A 17,016-nucleotide genomic window follows, 5' to 3' on the forward strand; every position below is an offset into this window, starting at 1 on the left:
CTCGTGCGAGTGCGGCCCCACGGGCGTTCCCTACGGCTTCGCGCCGGCCCGCTTCGGCTTGCCCGAGGCCGCCATCCCGGCCGCCGTCGGCATGAAGTCGGCGAGCAGCTCGTGGGTCTCCTTGACCAGCGGGCGCAGGATCCGGAAGCGGGAGAGCGAGATCGCGCGGGCGGTGACCGGCGCGAGCCGCTCCACGAGCCGCCGGCTGTTGGCGGCCCCCTCCGACCGGTCGTACACCCAGAAGAGCACCAGGCCCATCTGCTGGAGCCACAGCAGCTGCGGCAGCGCCTCGGCCAGTTCCGGGTCGACCTTCACCGAGGCGCCGGAGATGACGCGCCGGTGCACCTCGATCGCAGCCTCGCGCGGCCCCTCCGACTCGGGCGAGAACGGGCTGAGCGGGCTGTCCGGGTCGGCGGCGTTCTTGAAGAACTGGGCCGCGAACTCGTGGTACGGCTCCGCGATGTCCAGCCAGCCGAGGTAGACCCCGCGGATCCGGGCCGTCAGGTCCTTCTCGCTGCCGGTCAGGATGGGCTCGACGGTCGCCTGGTGCTCTTCGGCGATCCGGTCGTAGAAGCCCTGGACCAGGTGTTCCTTGGAAGAGAAGTAGTAGTACGCGTTGCCGACGGAGACCCCGGCCTCCTGGGCGATGGCCCGCATCGTCGTCTTGTCGTAGCCGCGGTCCCTGAACAGCCGGAGCGCGGTCTCCAGGATGAGCGTGCGGGTCTGCTCGCTCTTGGGGGCCTTCTTCTCTTCCTTCACGTCCTTCACGGGGCCGAGCCTAACCGGGCGGGCCGGGCGCCTCGCAGCGCCCGTCCCCGCAGCCGTCCGGACCCGGGCCTCCGCCGGGACCCTTGAGGGCCTCGCGCCACTTCGCGGCGGCCAGGACGGTCATCCGGGCGAAGGGCTGTCCGGCGGGGGTGGCCAGCCAGTGGGCCCTGGGCCGGTGCTCGGCCAGTGCCCAGAGGCAGACGATCCAGGCGGCGGTCTCCCGGTAGACCTGGCCCCGGTCCCCGACCACGGTGATCTCCCGCAGGGTGGCGGCGTGGTCGAGGGCGGGGAAGCGGCGCCGGGCCTCCTGGGACCCGGCCGGCACCAGGTCGAGCGGGACGAGCTGCCGCTGCCGCAGCAGCCAGTGCCGCAGGTGCACGCAGAGCGGGCAGTCGGCGTCGTACAGCACGGTCAGGCGCTTCACGGGCGTCCGGGGGGCGGGCGCCGCCGGTGCGGGGGCGCCCTGTCCGGGTGCGGTCGGCACGGCGGTTCAGCCCTGCGGCGCGGGCGGGGCCCAGGGGCCGCCCTTGGGGGCCGCGGTCCAGCCCTGCGGGCCGACGGGCGGCACCTGCTCGCGCTCCATGACCCCGCGCCGGCGGATCTTGTTGAGCACGTAGACGTTCCCCAGGTGCATCACGCCGAGGACGAGCAGGACGACCCCGAGCTTGACGGAGAGGGCCTCGAAGAGCGCGCGGGCGTCGAGGACGGCGTCGTCCTGGCTCAGGTAGAGGGCGACGAAGCCGAAGTTGACGAGGTAGAAGCCGACCACCAGGAGGTGGTTGACGGCCTCCGCGAGCTTCTCGTTCCCGTGCAGCACGTCGGCCAGGAAGATCCTTCCGTTGCGGCTGAGGGTGCGGGCGACCCAGATGGTGAGGGCCACGCCGATCAGCAGGTAGACGATGTACGCGACGACAGTGAGGTCCATGCCCCACCCTCCCTTGAACACGTTCAAAAGCTGGCGGTCCTGACTGTAGACCTCCTCTTGAACGTGTTCAAGTCCTGGGGGGAAAGTGGTGGCCGCCCCCGTTCCGGGCGTCTAGGGTCCGGGGGGTGACGCTCTCTCATGACCTGGCCGGCACCGGCCCCTCGACCGTCGTCCTGCTGCACTCCGGGGTCTGCGACCGCCGGATGTGGGACGTGCCGTTCTCCGCGCTCGCCGAGGCGGGACACCGCGTCGTCCGCTGCGACCTCCGCGGCTTCGGCGAGACCCCGGTCGACGCCCCGCACACCCACGCGGAGGACGTCCGCGACCTCCTCGACCACCTCGGCGCCGACCGCGCCGCCGTCGTCGGCTCCTCCTTCGGCGGCGAGGTCGCCCTGGAGTTCGCCGCCCGCCACCCCGGCCGCGTCTCGGCCCTCGCCCTGCTCGGCTCCGGCCTGCCCGGCAGGGAGCCGGGCGAGGAGCTGCGGGCCTGGGGCGACCGCGAGGACGCGCTCCTCGACGCGGGCGACGTCGACGCCGCCGTCGAGCTCAACGTCGGCACCTGGCTCGGCCCCGAGGCCGGACCGGAGGCCCGCGCCCTCGTCCGGGAGGCGCAGCGCCACGCCTTCGACGTGCGGCTCGCCGCCCCCGAGGAGTACGGCCCGGTCGACCCCGGGGTCACCCGGGACGAGATCGCCCGCGTCCGGGTCCCCGCCCTGGTGGCCGTCGGCGCCCACGACCTCCCCGACTTCCGGGCGGTCGCGGACGAGCTGACCCGTCTGCTCCCCGCCGCCCGCCGCGTCGACCTCGACTGGGCCGGCCACCTCCCCGCCCTGGAGCGCCCCGAGGAGACCGCCCGCCTGCTCACCGGCTTCCTGGCGGAGGCCCTGGCGCCGGCCGCGCCCTGAGCCGAACCCCGGGCCCTACGTGAACTTCCGTACGCCCGGCACCAGCGCCGTCCCCAGGCAGCAGCCGCCCACCACCACCGCGGCGGCGAGCAGGGGCACTTCGGGACCCCAGGCCGAGGCGGCGAGCGGGGCCAGGGCGTAGCCGAGGGGCATCGCGGCCAGCGAGAGCAGCCAGTCGTACGAGGTGACGCGGGCGAGCGCGTGGGCGGGCACCGCGCGCTGGACGGCGGTCTGCCAGACCGGCGACAGGAAGCCGAGGCCCGCCTGCGCGAGCCCGTAGGCCGCGATCGTCACCGGCGCGGGCGCGGCGACGGCGAGCAGGACCAGCGGCAGCGCGTACGTGGCGAGCCCGAGGTTCGCGGCCAGGACCGGGCGCCGGGGGGTGAGGCGGTCGGCGAGCAGCGCCCCGACGAGGAAGCCGACGGCGCCGACCTGGAGGAGGACGACCCAGGTGGTGCCGCCGCCGAGCCGCTGCACGGCGATCGCGGGCCCGAGGGTCATCAGGACGGCCGCGGCGCCGTTCCAGGCGCCGTGGCCGACGAGGCTGGTCCAGTACCAGTCCCGGGAGCGGACCTCCCGCCAGCCCTCGACGAGGTCGGCGCGGAGCGAACGGCGGGGGATCGGCACCCGCTTCACCCGGACGGCGGTCAGGAGCAGGGCGCTGGCGCCGAAGGTCGCCGCGTCCAGGACGAACGCCCAGCCGGCACCCACCGTGAGCACCAGCGTGCCCGCGAGCGCCGGGCCCGCGAGGCGGGTGGCGCTCTGGGCCACCCCCATGGCCGCGTTGGCGCGGTGCAGCGCCCCGGTCTCCACCGTGCCCTTCACCAGGGGCGCGCCGGTCGGCACGGCGAAGGCCCCGGCGGCCCCGCCGAAGGCCTCGGCGACCGCGAGCACGGCGAGGCCGGGGGAGCCGCCGAGGAGCTGGAGGCCGACGAGGAGCTGGGTGGCGCAGCGCACGAGGTCGGTGGTGAGCGCGACCGTCCGCGCGTCGAAGCGGTCGCCGACGACGCCGCCCAGCGGCAGCAGGAGCAGCTTGGGGACCATCGCGCAGCCGAGGACCAGGGCGAGCGCCGCGGTGGAGCCGGTGGCCTCCAGGACGGCGAGGGCCAGGGCGGCGGGGATGGCGGCGTCACCGAGGAGGGAGAGGGCGCGGCCGGCGAAGAGGAGGCGGAAGGGGCGGGTGCGCAGGGGGTGGGGGACGGGCGCGGGCGCCGTGGCGGCGGGAGCGGCGGTCATGGCCCGAAGAGTATTTCGGTACCGAATGATTCGTCAACGAAATATTCGGTACCGAAGCATCTGGAGGGGGAGGTGTGCCCCGTCCCGACGTACGATCGCCCCATGGACCCCACCCCCGCGCTTCCCGTCCCCCCGGAACGGCGCGACTGGACCGACGGGCACGTCACCCGCTGGCAGCCCGTCCTGCCCGGCCTCGACCCCGTCGTCGAGGGCGCGGTCACCCGGATGAAGAAGCTCTCGGTCCATCTGCGCCGGGTCAGGGAGCAGTCGCTCGTCGACTTCGACCTGGAGCGCCACGAGTTCGACACGCTCCACAAGCTGGCCGGCCGCGGCGGCAGCGCCGCCCCCTCCGAACTCGCGCAGGACCTCGACCTGGCCCCCGCCTCCGTCTCGGGCCGCCTCGACGCCCTGGAGAAGCGGGGCTTCGTCCGCCGCACCCAGTCGACCACCGACCGGCGCCGGGTCGTCGTCGAGCTCACCGCCTCCGGCCGCGAGACCTGGCTCGGCGCGATGGACGTCCTCGGCCACGAGGAGTACCGGCTCCTGGGCGTCCTCAGCCCCGAGGAGCGCACCCTGCTCAACGACATGCTGCGCAGGGTGATGGTCGCCGCGGAGTCGGGGGACGCCCCCGGCTCCTGGCACGGCTAGACGCTCGCGGGCGGCTCGCGGGACGCCCCGTCAGACGCTCAGCGAGCGCGCGAAGTTGACCTGGCCCATCACCCAGTGGATGGTGTCCGGGCCCGTCGCCGGGATCATCGTCGCGTGGTGGCGGCCCCCGCTGGTCACGGTGACCTGGATGAAGCCCGTGGTCCTCTTCTCCTTCATCAGGAGGAACAGCAGGCCCACCAGGCACAGCAGCGCGAAGACGATCGCGAGCACGATCGCGGCCGTCGGGATCTTCTCCTCGGTCCGCGACATGTCCATCGCGTTCCACACCGCGCCCTTCAGGGGCATCGCCCCGGCCGGCGTGATGATCTGGTCCCCGACCACCGTGATGTCACCGATCGCGAGCACCGGCGCGGCCCCGGCCGGCGGGAACTGCTGCGGCACGGGCGGCACGGCCACGCCCTCGGCCAGCGTCGGCTGGTACCCGGGGGTCTGCGGGTACCCGTACGCCGGGGTCGCGCCCTGCGGGTAGCCGTAGCCCGGGGCCGGCGGATACCCGTACGCCGGGGTCCCGGGCGCGCCGCCCTGGCCCGGCGCCTGCCCCGGTCCCCACTTGTACTCGCCGTCCGCGTAAGGGTTCGGCTCGCTCATCAGTCCCCGCTCTCCACAACGACACACGTGCGCGTGCGGTACGGAAAGGCCCGCCTCCGCACGTCGAGCGTACAGAAGCGGGCCCAACCGCCGTGCCGTGGTTCAGAAGCGACGCGTGATCAGCGCGCGCTTCACTTCCTGGATCGCCTTGGTGACCTCGATGCCACGCGGGCAGGCGTCCGTGCAGTTGAACGTCGTGCGGCAGCGCCACACGCCGTCCTTGTCGTTCAGGATCTCCAGGCGCTGCTCGCCCGCCTCGTCGCGCGAGTCGAAGATGAAGCGGTGCGCGTTGACGATCGCGGCCGGACCGAAGTACTGGCCGTCGTTCCAGAAGACCGGGCAGGACGACGTGCACGCGGCGCACAGGATGCACTTGGTGGTGTCGTCGAAGCGCTCGCGGTCCTCGGCGGACTGCAGGCGCTCGCGGGTCGGCTCGTTCCCCTTGGTGACCAGGAACGGCATGACGTCCCGGTACGCCTGGAAGAACGGCTCCATGTCCACGACCAGGTCCTTGAGGACCGTCAGGCCCTTTATGGCCTCGACCGTGATCGGCTTCTCGGGGTTGATGTCCTTGATCAGCGTCTTGCAGGCGAGCCTGTTCTTGCCGTTGATCCGCATCGCGTCCGAGCCGCAGATGCCGTGCGCGCACGACCGGCGGAAGGTCAGCGTGCCGTCGACGTCCCACTTGATCTTGTGGAGGGCGTCGAGCACGCGCTCCTTGGGGTCGATCTCGATCTGGAAGTCCTCCCAGACCGACGCGTCCGACACCTCGGGGTTGAAGCGGCGGATCCGCATCGTGACCGTGATGTACGGGGAGGCGGCGGAGTCCTTCTCGACCTTGTCCAGTACGGGAGTAGCCATCAGTACTTACGCTCCATCGGCTGGTAGCGGGTCGTGACGACCGGCTTGTAGTCGAGACGCACGGTCTCGGAGCCGTCCTTGCCGACCTCGCGGTACGCCATCGTGTGGCGCATGAAGTTGACGTCGTCGCGGTTCGGGTAGTCCTCGCGGTAGTGACCGCCGCGGGACTCCTTGCGCGCCAGGGCCGAGACGGCCATGACCTCGGCCAGTTCGAGCAGGTTGCCCAGCTCGATGGCCTCCAGGAGGTCGGTGTTGAAGCGCTTGCCCTTGTCCTGGATGGACACGTTCTCGTAGCGCTCGCGCAGCTCGGCGATCTTGTCGACGGCCGTCTTGATGGTCTGCTCCGTGCGGAACACCATCACGTTGGCGTCCATCGTCTCCTGGAGCTCGCGGCGCAGGTCGGCGACCCGCTCGCTGCCCGTGGAGTTGCGCAGCTTCTCGATCTGCGCGACGACGAGGGACTCCGGGTTCTCCGGCAGCTCGACGTAGTCGGCCTTGGCGGAGTACTCGGCCGCGGCGATGCCGGACCGCTTGCCGAAGACGTTGATGTCGAGCAGCGAGTTGGTGCCGAGGCGGTTGGCGCCGTGCACCGACACGCAGGCGACCTCGCCGGCCGCGTACAGGCCCGGGACGACGGTGGTGTTGTCCGAGAGGACCTCACCCTCGACGTTGGTCGGGATGCCGCCCATGGCGTAGTGCGCGGTGGGCTGGATCGGGATCGGGTCCGTGTACGGCTCGATGCCGAGGTACGTACGGGCGAACTCGGTGATGTCCGGCAGCTTGGCGTCCAGCTGCTCCGGCGGGAGGTGCGTCAGGTCCAGGTAGACGTGGTCGCCCTCGGGACCGCAGCCGCGGCCCTCGCGGATCTCCGTGTAGATGGAGCGGGAGACGACGTCACGGGACGCGAGGTCCTTCATGACCGGCGCGTACTTCTCCATGAAGCGCTCGCCGTCCTTGTTGCGGAGGATGCCGCCCTCACCGCGGGCGCCCTCCGTCAGCAGGATGCCCATGCGCCAGATGCCCGTCGGGTGGAACTGGAAGAACTCCATGTCCTCCAGGGGCAGGCCGCGGCGGTAGCAGGCGGCCTGGCCGTCACCGGTCAGGGTGTGCGCGTTGGAGGTCACCTTGAAGAACTTGCCGGTGCCGCCGGACGCGTAGATCACGGCCTTGGCCTGGAAGATGTGGATCTCGCCGGTGGCCAGTTCGTAGGCGACGACGCCCGCGGAGTGCTTGACCCCGTCGACCTCGGTGATCAGCTGGTCCAGGACGTAGAACTCGTTGAAGAACTCCACGCCCTCCTTGACGCAGTTCTGGTACAGCGTCTGGAGGATCATGTGGCCGGTGCGGTCCGCGGCGTAGCAGGACCGGCGGACCGGGGCCTCGCCGTGGTTGCGGGAGTGGCCGCCGAAGCGGCGCTGGTCGATGGTGCCGTTCGGGGTGCGGTTGAACGGCAGGCCCATCTTCTCCAGGTCGAGGACGGCGTCGATGGCCTCCTTCGCCAGGATCTCGGCGGCGTCCTGGTCGACCAGGTAGTCACCGCCCTTGACCGTGTCGAAGGTGTGCCACTCCCAGTTGTCCTCCTCCACGTTCGCGAGCGCGGCGGCCATGCCGCCCTGCGCGGCGCCCGTGTGGGAGCGGGTGGGGTAGAGCTTGGTGAGCACGGCGGTGCGGCTGCGCTTCGTCGCCTCGATGGCGGCGCGCATGCCGGCGCCGCCGGCGCCGACGATGACGGTGTCGTACTTGTGGATCTTCATGAGTGGATTACCTCAGCCCCGTGCCTAGCGGATGTTCGGGTCGAAGGTGAAGATCACCAGCGTGCCCAGAAGGATGGTGAACACCGTGGCGGTGTACAGCAGGCCCTTGAGCCACAGGCGCGTGTTGGCCCGCTCCGCGTAGTCGTTGATGACCGTACGGAGACCGTTGGCGCCGTGCAGCATGGCGAGCCAGAGCATCAGCAGGTCCCAGACCTGCCAGAACGGGGACGCCCAGCGGCCGGCCACGAAGGCGAAGCCGATCTTGGAGACGCCGCCGTCCAGGAAGAGCTGGATCAGCAGGTGGCCGATGACCAGGACGACGAGGACGACGCCCGAGAGGCGCATGAAGAGCCACGCGGCCATCTCGAAGTTGCCGCGGGTCGCGCGCGGGGTCTTGCCGGTGCGCTTGCGGGGGGCCTCGATGTACGGCGCGGGGTTGTCCACGTCGTAGTGGGGGCCGCCCTCGACGGGGCCGATCGCGGAGGTGGTGTCAGTCGACATGTCTGGCGTCAGCTCCCGAACAGTTCACGTGCGGCGTGCCCGAGGATGGGGTACAGCGAGCCCGCCATCAGCACGACCCAGATGCCCACGACGGTCCAGAGCATCTGCTTCTGGTAGCGCGGGCCCTTGGACCAGAAGTCCACGGCGATGACCCGGAGGCCGTTCAGCGCGTGGAAGAGGATGGCGGCGACGAGGCCGTACTCCAGCAGAGCGACGATCGGCGTCTTGTAGGTCGCGACGACCTCGTCGTACGCCTCGGGGGAGACACGGACGAGAGAGGTGTCGAGCACGTGTACGAACAGGAAGAAGAAGATGAGGACGCCGGTGACTCGATGAGCCACCCAGGACCACATTCCTTCCCGGCCGCGGTACAGCGTTCCAGCCGGCACGGAAAAACCCTCCGGGAGCGGGGATCAGGGTCGGCCGGCTTCAGTGTCGGTCTGACCCGGCCGGGTACGGTCCACCGGCCCCGGTCATCGTAGCGACGAGTTGTCGGTTCGCTCGCGCGGGGTCCATAGGTGTGATCAAACAGGCACGGACGGGCTATCGCACGAGCCGGAATCACCGCATTGCGGACGGAATCACGCGTCGGAGTGTCGGGGTGTGCGCCCCTCGGCCAGCCGGAAGGCCAGCCGGGCGCGGGCGAGCCGGCGCAGTTCCTCGGCCGCGATCACCCGCTCCTCCTCCCGTTCGTTGCCGAGACGTGACCGGATTCCGGCCAGGACCTGGTCGAGCCGCTCCCCGGGACGCACCCCGTCGAGGCTGATCACGAACGCGTGTCCGAAGCTGCTCTCGTACGCGGCGTGCGCGGCCCGCAGCGCGGTCCGGGCGGCCGGCGGGGCGCCGGGGTGCGGCAGCGCGGAGGACTCGGCGGCCAGGGCGCCGTCGAGATCGGTGCGCGACAGGTCGTAGCCGGCCTCGTCGGCGGCGGCGAGCAGCGCGTCCACCGTGGGATAGGGGCGGTGGGCCGCCACCCGTTCGGCCCAGCGGAGGCTGTGGCAGCAGGAGAGCAGCAGGGCCACGGCCTCGGCGGGGGCCGCCGCGTTGAACCCCACGAGACCGCCGGCGCGCCGGGGCGCGGAGTGCTGGACGGGTATGGCAGGCGTGTCCGCGGAGCCCGGTTTCCGGTAGGGGGTGTGGGTGTCGCTGCTCAGCGTGGGCTCCGGTTACTCCGGGACGGGTGGGGTGGGCGTGACGCAACGTTATCGACGGGACGGGGGAAGTGTCCGACGGATGCGCGATTTTCACCCGGAAGGGAGAGTTTCGGAACACCTGATGGACTCCGGGATTCCGCTCGCCCGACGGTGGGTGAACACGGCGTGTCGATCGGCCCCGTCGTGGGGGGCGTCGTGGGGGTTGACGGCATCGGGGCCTCCGGCGTTCCCTCCGCGCCGGACGCGGCGATCCGGACGCGAGGGTTCCGGTGGCGCCGTCCTCCCCGGCCCGTCCCGTCGCCCGATTGGCCGGACCGTCATCCGTGGGGGAGGATTTCGATTGATGCGGTACTCCATACGAGGGCCCCGGCGCGGCCCCGCACTCCTGGCGACCTCGGTGGCACTGGCCACCGTGGCGGCCTGTTCCGGCGGCTCCGCGGCGGGCCCCTCCTCCGCCCCGTCCCCCGGCTCGGCCACGGCCGCCGCGCCCACGAGCGCGCCGCCCCCGCCGACACCGACGCCGACCCGCACGTACCCGCTCTCCAGCGCGCCCCGCACGGTCCCGGCCGTCCGCGCCCACGAGCCCGCCCGCGGCCCCGGCTGGAAGCCGGCGCCCACGGGCGGGGTCGTCATCGCCGCGAACAGCGGGGGCCTCGCCGACGAGGGGAAGCTGATCGCGGGCGAGCTGGGCATCCCGTACCGGGGCGCCGTCGCCGCCGGACCCGGGGACGTCGAGCTGGCCCTCGGCGGGACGGGTGCCCCCGAGTCGTACACCCTCGTCGTCCAAGGCGACCGGGTGCGGATCAGCGGGCCCGACGAGGCCGGGGTCTTCTACGGCACCCGCACCCTCAAGCAGTCGGTGAAATCGGCCGGCACGATGCCCGAGGGGACGGTGAACGACCGGCCGGCCAAGCCGCAGCGCGGGCTGAACGTCGACACCGCCCGCAAGCACTTCACGGCCGCCTGGATCGAGGACCGCATCCGCGAGATGGGCGACCTCAAGCTCAACCAGCTCGGACTGCACTTCTCCGACGACCAGGGCTTCCGGATCGAGTCCGACAGCCACCCCGAGGTGGTCTCCGCCCAGCACCTCACCAAGGCCGAGGTGCGGCGGATCCTCGCCCTCGCCGCCGAGCGGCACGTCACCGTCGTCCCCGAGATCGACTCCCCGGGACACCTCGGCGCCGTCATCGCCGCCCACCCGGACCTCCAGCTCCGCAGCGCGACCGGCCGGGCCCCGCGCGGCGCCGTCGACATCGCGAACCCGGCCTCGGCGAAGATCGTCGACGACCTGCTGCGCGAGTACTCCCGGCTCTTCCCCGGCGCGTACTGGCACCTCGGCGCCGACGAGTACGTGGCCCTCATGGCGAAGGACCCCGAGGCCACCTACCCGGAGCTGGCGCGGGCCGCGAAGGCGAAGTACGGGCCCTCCGCCCGGGTCCAGGACCTGGCCACCGGCTGGCTCAACGACCGCGCCGCCGTCGTCCGCCCCACCGGCAAGACCCTCAAGGCCTGGAACGACGGCTTCTTCACGGGCGGCGTCGTGAACGCGGCGAAGGACCTGGAGGTCGAGTACTGGACGGGCAAGGAGATCGGCGCCCGGCCGCCCGTCTCCCACCTGAGCCAGGGCCGGAAGATGGTCAACCTCAACGACGAGTACCTCTACTACGTCCTCGGCGAGCCCAACGACTTCGCGTACCCCACCGGCCGCCGGATCTACGAGCAGTGGACCCCGCTCGTCGTGCGCGGCACCAGCCCCGTCCCGGCGAAGTACGACGCCCAGATCCTCGGCGCCCGCTTCGCCGTCTGGTGCGACCTGGCGAACTCCCAGACCCCGGCCCAGGTGGCGGCCGGCATCCGGCTGCCCCTCGCGGCCCTCTCCCAGAAGGTCTGGAACCCGGCGAAGCCGACGGCGGGCTGGGACCAGTTCCGGGCGCTGGCGGAGCGGGTGCGCGGCTGAGCTGCGCTTTTGACGTGGACGTACCGACTTCGCATCGCGTACGTTCCCCCGGCGGCGGCCGCTCGGCCGCCGCCGGTGCCTCGGGGAGGGGCGCCGACCTTCCCCGGGGGGACCCCTGTCTTCATGCTCCGCAATCCGAACGGCCTTTCGCACGCCGTCGTGGCCCTGCTCGCGGGCAACATCGCCTTCGACGTCCTGTTCGCCGTGATCGAGCTGCGCTTCCTGCTGACCGACGTCGCCGCGGACTCCTTCGACCCGGCCGTCTTCGGCACCCTCGACCTGAACGTGGCCTACAGCATGGCGTTCACGCTGTACGTGGCGACCGGGATCGTCTTCGTCGTCTGGTTCCACCGGCTGCGGAAGAACGCCGAGGTCTGGGCCGGCGACCTCCAGGGCCGGAAGCCCGGCTGGGCCATCGGCGGGTGGTTCGTCCCCATCGCCAACCTGTGGATCCCGCGGGGGATCGCCGCCGACATCTGGCGGGCCAGCCGGTGGCAGCCGTACGCCGCCGACGCCGCGCGGGAGCTGGCGCTCCTCAACGCCTGGTGGACGTTCTGGGTCGCCGACGTGGTCGTGGACAGGATCGCCACGCAGCTCTACAAGGGGGCCGAGACTGCCGGGGCCTACACCACCGCGGCCTCCTGGTCCCTCGCGGGCTACCTGCTCGACATCGCCGCCGCCGTCCTCGCGATCCTCTTCGTCCGGCGCCTCACCTCTATGCAGCACGCCAAGGCCAATGGCATGATTCCGGCCACACAGTGACGAAAAGGCGACTCCCCGCGACGTAAGGGGAAGCGCCGCGTCCGTATCGGGTGGCGAGGAGGCGTCCATGACGTCGGGGAAGCCGGGGAACGACCGGAGCCTGCGGGAGCTGATCGACGGGGCCGACGAGCGGGGACTGGCCGCGGCCGGCCTCGCCTGCCTCGACCGCTGCCTCCCGCTGCTCGCCGCCGACCGGGACGACGCCCTGCGACCCGCCTGGGCGGCCGTCGCGCGCGCCGACGGCGCGGCGTGGGCCGAGGCCGTCGCCGAGGCCCGCGTCGAGCTGGACGCCGGGGACGGCGGGGACGGCGGGGACGCGGCGGAGGCCGTGCGCGGCATGCTGGCGTCCGCCCCCGAGGCCTGGTCGCCGGAGTCCCTGCGCGCCTGGGTCGGCGCGTGCTCCGGCACCGCCCTCGCCCTGCACGGACGGTACGACGCGGCCGGCGCCGACGAGGGACTCGTCGAGCGCTGCCGCGCCGGGGACGAGGACGGCGCGGGCCCGCTGCTCGCCGGGGAGCTCCGCCGTCAGCGGGCCGTCCTCGAATCGGTCGCCCACGGCCCGACCGGACTGCGCCGGGCCCGCGAGCTCTCCGTCGAGGGCGGCCGGGTGCTGCGCGCGGTTGTCTCCCGCCGGGCCCGCACCACCGCCTGAGGAGACCGCCCGAGGAGACCGCCTGAGGAGACCGTCGCCCTGGGCGTACCACCGGCCGAGGAGGCCACTGCCCGAGGCGACCGCCGCCCGAGGGCGACCGCCGCCCACCGTCCGAGGCGCGGTCAGGCCCCCGTTTCCGCCTCCGGGGCCTGGATCGCGATCGAGGCGACCGCCTCCGAGATCTCCCGCTCCGCCGTCGCCTTGTCGAGGCCGAGCCCGCTCAGCACGCCCTCCCCGTCCTCGTGCTCCAGGAGCGCGAGCAGGACGTGCTCGGTGCCGACGTAGTTGTGTCCGAGGCGCAGGGCCTCGCGGAACGTCAGTTCCAGGACCTTCTTCGCCGCCGCGTCGTACGGCACGAGCGCGGGCGGTTCCTCGACGGCCGGCGGCAGGGTCGCGGCCGCGGCCTCGCGCACCCGGTCGAGGGCCACGCCCCGCGAGGCGATCCAGTGCGCCGCGAGCCCCTCGGGCTCGGCGAGCAGGCCGAGCACCAGGTGGGAGGGGGTGATCTCGGCGTTGCCCACGGCCGTGGCCTCGTTCTGGGAGGCCATGACCACGTTCCGGGCGCGGGGCGTGAAGCGGCTGAACCCGGCGTTCGGGTCCATCTTCTCGGTGTCCGGTTCCTTGGGCACGAACCGCTTCTGGGCGGCCTGGCGGGTGACGCCCATGCTGTGGCCGATGTCGGTCCAGGAGGCGCCGGAGCGCCGGGCCTGGTCCACGAAGTGGCCGATGAGGTGGTCGGCGACGTCGCCGAGGTGGTCCGCCGCGATGACCGCGCCGGAGAGCTGCTCCAGGGCGTCGGGGTGGACCTTCTTGATGGCTTCGATGAGTTCGTCGAGACGGACGGGAACGGTCGGACCGACTGGATTCGTCATGAGGCAACCCTAGGTTGACACCCGAGGGGTGTCAACTGTCGGTTGACATGCATGAGGGCGCACCGCGCCCGGGAGGATCCGGCGGCCGGAGAAAGGGGAAAGGGGGAGGGAAAAGGAGAGACGACCGAGGCCGCCACCCCCCACAGGAGAGGCCCCGGTCGTCCTCCACGGAGCCGCAGCACGGCTCCGTACTCCTTTCAGCGCCGGGAGTGCGCTTTCTGTCACACCGGATCCGGCCACTGGAAGGTTGCAAGTTGTACAAGGGGGGGACGCCGCGTGGACGAGGTGCCGGAGCACCACGTAGCGTGCTCGTGTGTTGGACAGCGTGGCGGCGGTGACCGGCCGTGACGAGACGACGCGACCGACGAACAGGGTTTGGGGAGTGCTGGGGGACGACGCGGAGCTGACGGCCGCGGTGCTCGCCGCACAGCACGGGGACGAGGACGCCTTCCGTGCTGTGTATCGCGCCGTGCACCCCCGGCTGCTCGGCTACATACGCACACTGGTCGGCGACGGCGACGCGGAGGACGTGGCCTCCGAGGCCTGGCTCCAGATCGCGCGCGACCTCGACCGCTTCGGCGGCGACGCGGACCGCTTCCGCGGCTGGGCCGCCCGGATCGCCCGCAACCGCGCCCTCGACCACATACGGATGCGCGGCCGGCGCCCCGTCGTCGGCGCGGACGAGACCGAACTCACCGACAAGCCCGCCGAGTCCGACACCGCGAGCGAAGCCCTGGAGGCCCTGGCCACCGGCCGCACCATGGACCTGATCGCCCAGCTCCCGCAGGACCAGGCCGAGGCCGTCGTGCTGCGCGTCGTCGTCGGCCTGGACGCCAAGAGCGCCGCCGACACCCTGGGCAAGCGCCCCGGCGCCGTGCGCACCGCCGCGCACCGCGGCCTCAAGAGGCTCGCCGAACTCCTCGGGGTCGAGGGCGCCCAGGACGGCACCGGCGGGACCGTCGTCCCGCTGGACGGCGTGCCCCCGCAGCGCGGCCGGACACCGGGAGCGGTGGCGCCCGGTCGTGTGACGCAATCGCGTCCGCGTACGCAGAAGGACATGTGATGGCCGACGAGCGGTACCAGTGGCTCGACGCGGAGGCCGCGGAGCGACTGCTGCGCGGCGAGCCCGCCGCCCCCGCCGACGACCTCGCGCGCCTGCGGGCCGAACGCCTCGCGGCGGCCCTCGACGCGGTCCGCGCCCCGGCCGCGGACGCCGCACTGCCGGGAGAGGCGGCGGCCCTCGCCGCCTTCCGCGAGGCCACGGCCGCCCGGGCCGCCGCGGCGCCGGGAAGCACGAGGTCCGCGGCCGGGAGCGCCGCCGGGAACCCCGCCGACCTCGGCCGGGTGCGCCTCGCCCGCGTCGCCGCCCCGCCGCGCCGCTGGGGCCGCTCCGCCCGGTACGGGCTCGCCGCCGCGGTCGCCGCCGTCGCCGTCGGCGGGGTCGCCGTCGCCGCGGGCACCGGCGCCCTCCCGCTGGTGGGCCCCGCGCCCGCCAGCTCCGTCTCGGCCGGGGACACCGCCCGGCCGCTCCTCTCGCCGGAGCCCGACGGCATGCGCGAGGACCTCGGGATACCCGGGCCCCCGCCGCCCGGCGAGGACCGCACGCCCGGCTCGTCCCCCTCCACCGGCACGGACTCCCCGGCACCGACCACCCCGGCCCCGGACGGAGGAGGCGCCGGAGACGGCGGCGGAGAAGGCGACGGGGAGGGCGTGGACCGGCCGAAGCGGGACGTCCCGGAGCCCGGCCGGAGCACGGCGGGCACGGACGGCGCCCCGGACCCGGGCCGCACGGGCGGCCGGGACCGCGACCGGGCCGGGAACGGGAACGGGAACAGGGACGGCGGCACGGACTTCCGGGAGAAGGCCGTCGAGGCCTGCCGGGCGTACCGGTCGGGAAAGCTCGACGACGGCAGCCGCCGCCGGCTCACGGACACCCTGCGCGACGGCGAGACCCTGCGCCGCTACTGCGACCGCGTCCTCTCCGGCGCCACCGGCGCACCCGGAGACGCCTCCAAGGGCGGCTCGAAGGACCGTCCCGGCTCCGGCCCCAGGAACCGCCCCGAGGGCGACGCGAAGGGCCCCCGCCCCGGCGGCCGGGCCGGGGGCTCCTGGAACAGGGACGGAGGCGCCCCGCCCTCGGCGCAGCCCCTCGCCGGACCGGCCTCCGCGACCTCCGGGGACCCCCTGGAGAGCGGCGCGACGACGCGCCTCCCGCTCGCGGTGTAACACTTTCCGGACCGTCGGCGCAGTACGTAATGCCGACTGGTCATCGGCCGCGCGATGAGCCGGGGTTCCCCCCGTACCTACGGCTCGGCGCACCCGGCGCGGGTGGGGCACGTTCCCCCGGTCCCACCCGCGCCCTTCCCCCTTCCCGTCCCTACCAGTGGACGACGACCTTGTCCCCGACCTTCACCTGGTCGAAGAGGGCCGCGAGCTTGGCCCGGTCCCGGACGTTGACGCAGCCGTGCGAGGCCCCCGCGTAGCCGCGGGCCGCGAAGTCCGCCGAGTAGTGCACGGCCTGGCCGCCGCTGAAGAACATCGCGTACGGCATGGGCGTGTGGTAGATCGTCGACGTCCACTCGCGGGCCTTCCAGCCCACGCTGAACGTGCCCTCGCGGGTCGGGGTGTTCTCCGAGCCGAAGCGGACGTCCATCGACGAGACGACCTTGCCGTCGATCATCCAGGCGAGGGTCCGGCTCTCCTTGCTGATGCAGAGCACCCGGCCGGTCGTGCACGCCGGTGCCGGGGCGTCCAGGGCGTTGGTGGTCGCCGGCTTCAGCTCGTCGGCGGTCGGCTTCCGGCTCGCGGCGAGCAGCCGCTGCCAGGTGGTCTCGTCGACCGAGCCGGTGCCGGGCAGCCCCTGCTTCCGCTGGAAGGCCTTGACCGCGCCCCCCGTCATCGTCCCGTAGAAGCCGGTGGGCGCGCGGTCGAAGACGCCGAGCTGCCGCAGCCGCGCCTGGAGCTCGCGCACCCGCTCGTTCTCGTCCCCGTCCTTCAGGAGGACCGGGGACGCCGGCGTCCCGGAGTCCGTGCCGGAGGGCTCCGGGGTGGGGAAGGAGGGGGAGGAGGACGGCGCCTCGCCGTCGGCCGTCGGGGAGGCGCCGGGCGAGCCCGAGGCCGACTCGGAAGCCGACGGCGACACCGAGTCCGACGCCGAGGCCGACGGCTTCGGCGAAGAACTGCCCGAGGGCCCCGCGGAACCGCCGCCCCCCGTACCCGCCGCCTGGGCCGTACAGCCCGCGACGAGCGCCACCGACACCGCCGCCAGCACCACTCTCCGTACGACACCTCTGCGCACGACGGCCGAAGACCGCTTCATCGTTGCCCCCCGGGAAACTCGTTCTGTACGTAGAGGGATGCTTCCCGGGCCCTCGTGGTTGCGCACCACGGCCGGAAACCGCCCCTCCCG

General features: G+C 73.1%; 19 protein-coding genes. 7 read left to right on the forward strand and 12 right to left on the reverse strand.

Features of this window, described 5'->3' with window-relative positions; translation table 11 throughout:
* Positions 1–30: 30 nt before the first annotated feature.
* From ADL08_RS07255 to ADL08_RS07265, 3 genes are read right to left on the reverse strand one after another with little or no spacing between them, the layout of a single operon-like run.
* On the reverse strand, positions 31–768 hold the full coding sequence (locus ADL08_RS07255) for a TetR/AcrR family transcriptional regulator (protein WP_053641235.1): 738 nt from the start codon (positions 766–768) through the stop codon (positions 31–33).
* Between the two features lie 10 nt (positions 769–778).
* On the reverse strand, positions 779–1,252 hold the full coding sequence (locus tag ADL08_RS07260; protein WP_234352034.1) for a DCC1-like thiol-disulfide oxidoreductase family protein: 474 nt from the start codon (positions 1,250–1,252) through the stop codon (positions 779–781).
* A gap of 6 nt (positions 1,253–1,258) precedes the next feature.
* A complete protein-coding gene (locus ADL08_RS07265; protein ID WP_053641237.1) occupies positions 1,259–1,693 on the reverse strand; it encodes a hypothetical protein in 435 nt (144 codons plus the stop codon).
* A gap of 125 nt (positions 1,694–1,818) precedes the next feature.
* On the opposite strand from ADL08_RS07265, the gene ADL08_RS07270 reads away from it, so the two are divergent.
* Positions 1,819–2,598 carry an alpha/beta fold hydrolase gene (locus ADL08_RS07270; RefSeq protein WP_053641238.1) on the forward strand — a complete coding sequence of 260 codons (780 nt, stop codon included), beginning with the start codon at positions 1,819–1,821 and terminating at the stop codon, positions 2,596–2,598.
* Between the two features lie 15 nt (positions 2,599–2,613).
* Here the strand turns inward: ADL08_RS07270 and ADL08_RS07275 are convergent, their stop codons facing one another.
* Positions 2,614–3,834, reverse strand: coding sequence for an MFS transporter (locus ADL08_RS07275; protein WP_053641239.1), 1,221 nt, complete (start codon positions 3,832–3,834; stop codon positions 2,614–2,616).
* Between the two features lie 102 nt (positions 3,835–3,936).
* On the opposite strand from ADL08_RS07275, the gene ADL08_RS07280 reads away from it, so the two are divergent.
* On the forward strand, positions 3,937–4,482 hold the full coding sequence (locus tag ADL08_RS07280) for a MarR family winged helix-turn-helix transcriptional regulator (RefSeq protein WP_053641240.1): 546 nt from the start codon (positions 3,937–3,939) through the stop codon (positions 4,480–4,482).
* A 30-nt stretch (positions 4,483–4,512) separates the two neighbouring features.
* On the opposite strand, the gene ADL08_RS07285 is transcribed toward ADL08_RS07280, so the two are convergent.
* From ADL08_RS07285 to ADL08_RS07310, 6 genes are all read right to left on the reverse strand, one after another.
* Entirely contained in the window at positions 4,513–5,091 is a 579-nt protein-coding gene (locus tag ADL08_RS07285) for a hypothetical protein (RefSeq protein WP_053641241.1), read from the reverse strand.
* Positions 5,092–5,193: 102 nt separating this feature from the next.
* Positions 5,194–5,952, reverse strand: coding sequence for a succinate dehydrogenase iron-sulfur subunit (locus ADL08_RS07290; protein ID WP_015035718.1), 759 nt, complete (start codon positions 5,950–5,952; stop codon positions 5,194–5,196).
* Positions 5,952–7,706, reverse strand: coding sequence for a succinate dehydrogenase flavoprotein subunit (gene sdhA, locus ADL08_RS07295; protein ID WP_053641242.1), 1,755 nt, complete (start codon positions 7,704–7,706; stop codon positions 5,952–5,954). The genes ADL08_RS07290 and sdhA overlap by 1 nt, the downstream gene beginning before the upstream one ends.
* Before the next feature lie 24 nt (positions 7,707–7,730).
* Positions 7,731–8,207 carry a succinate dehydrogenase hydrophobic membrane anchor subunit gene (locus ADL08_RS07300; RefSeq protein ID WP_053641243.1) on the reverse strand — a complete coding sequence of 159 codons (477 nt, stop codon included), beginning with the start codon at positions 8,205–8,207 and terminating at the stop codon, positions 7,731–7,733.
* An 8-nt stretch (positions 8,208–8,215) separates the two neighbouring features.
* On the reverse strand, positions 8,216–8,596 hold the full coding sequence (sdhC, locus tag ADL08_RS07305) for a succinate dehydrogenase, cytochrome b556 subunit (protein ID WP_078968206.1): 381 nt from the start codon (positions 8,594–8,596) through the stop codon (positions 8,216–8,218).
* A 192-nt stretch (positions 8,597–8,788) separates the two neighbouring features.
* Complete coding sequence (locus tag ADL08_RS07310; protein ID WP_107092027.1) at positions 8,789–9,262, reverse strand: 2-oxo-4-hydroxy-4-carboxy-5-ureidoimidazoline decarboxylase; 474 nt, start codon at positions 9,260–9,262, stop codon at positions 8,789–8,791.
* Positions 9,263–9,704: 442 nt separating this feature from the next.
* Between ADL08_RS07310 and ADL08_RS07315 the strand changes: the two genes are divergently transcribed.
* The 3 genes from ADL08_RS07315 to ADL08_RS07325 all read left to right on the forward strand — a co-directional run bounded on the left by ADL08_RS07315 (position 9,705) and on the right by ADL08_RS07325 (position 12,735).
* Positions 9,705–11,321 (forward strand): beta-N-acetylhexosaminidase, encoded by a 1,617-nt coding sequence (locus ADL08_RS07315; RefSeq protein ID WP_053641246.1) that lies wholly within the window; start codon positions 9,705–9,707, stop codon positions 11,319–11,321.
* Positions 11,322–11,444: 123 nt separating this feature from the next.
* A complete protein-coding gene (locus ADL08_RS07320) occupies positions 11,445–12,083 on the forward strand; it encodes a DUF4328 domain-containing protein (protein WP_053641247.1) in 639 nt (212 codons plus the stop codon).
* 67 nt (positions 12,084–12,150) lie between these two features.
* On the forward strand, positions 12,151–12,735 hold the full coding sequence (locus ADL08_RS07325; protein ID WP_053641248.1) for a hypothetical protein: 585 nt from the start codon (positions 12,151–12,153) through the stop codon (positions 12,733–12,735).
* Positions 12,736–12,857: 122 nt separating this feature from the next.
* Here ADL08_RS07325 and ADL08_RS07330 read toward each other — a convergent pair whose 3' ends face one another.
* Positions 12,858–13,607 (reverse strand): Clp protease N-terminal domain-containing protein, encoded by a 750-nt coding sequence (locus tag ADL08_RS07330; RefSeq protein WP_053641249.1) that lies wholly within the window; start codon positions 13,605–13,607, stop codon positions 12,858–12,860.
* A 382-nt stretch (positions 13,608–13,989) separates the two neighbouring features.
* On the opposite strand from ADL08_RS07330, the gene ADL08_RS07335 reads away from it, so the two are divergent.
* Together ADL08_RS07335 and ADL08_RS07340 are read left to right on the forward strand one after the other, a co-directional pair.
* Positions 13,990–14,670 (forward strand): RNA polymerase sigma factor, encoded by a 681-nt coding sequence (locus ADL08_RS07335; RefSeq protein WP_053641250.1) that lies wholly within the window; start codon positions 13,990–13,992, stop codon positions 14,668–14,670.
* Entirely contained in the window at positions 14,670–15,833 is a 1,164-nt protein-coding gene (locus ADL08_RS07340) for a hypothetical protein (protein WP_053641251.1), read from the forward strand. The genes ADL08_RS07335 and ADL08_RS07340 overlap by 1 nt, the downstream gene beginning before the upstream one ends.
* Positions 15,834–15,984: 151 nt before the next feature.
* On the opposite strand, the gene ADL08_RS07345 is transcribed toward ADL08_RS07340, so the two are convergent.
* Positions 15,985–16,926, reverse strand: coding sequence for a L,D-transpeptidase family protein (locus ADL08_RS07345; protein WP_053641252.1), 942 nt, complete (start codon positions 16,924–16,926; stop codon positions 15,985–15,987).
* Positions 16,927–17,016 lie beyond the last annotated feature (90 nt).

The sequence above is a fragment of the Streptomyces sp. NRRL F-6492 genome, from assembly GCF_001280125.1.
Classification (GTDB): Bacteria; Actinomycetota; Actinomycetes; order Streptomycetales; family Streptomycetaceae; genus Streptomyces.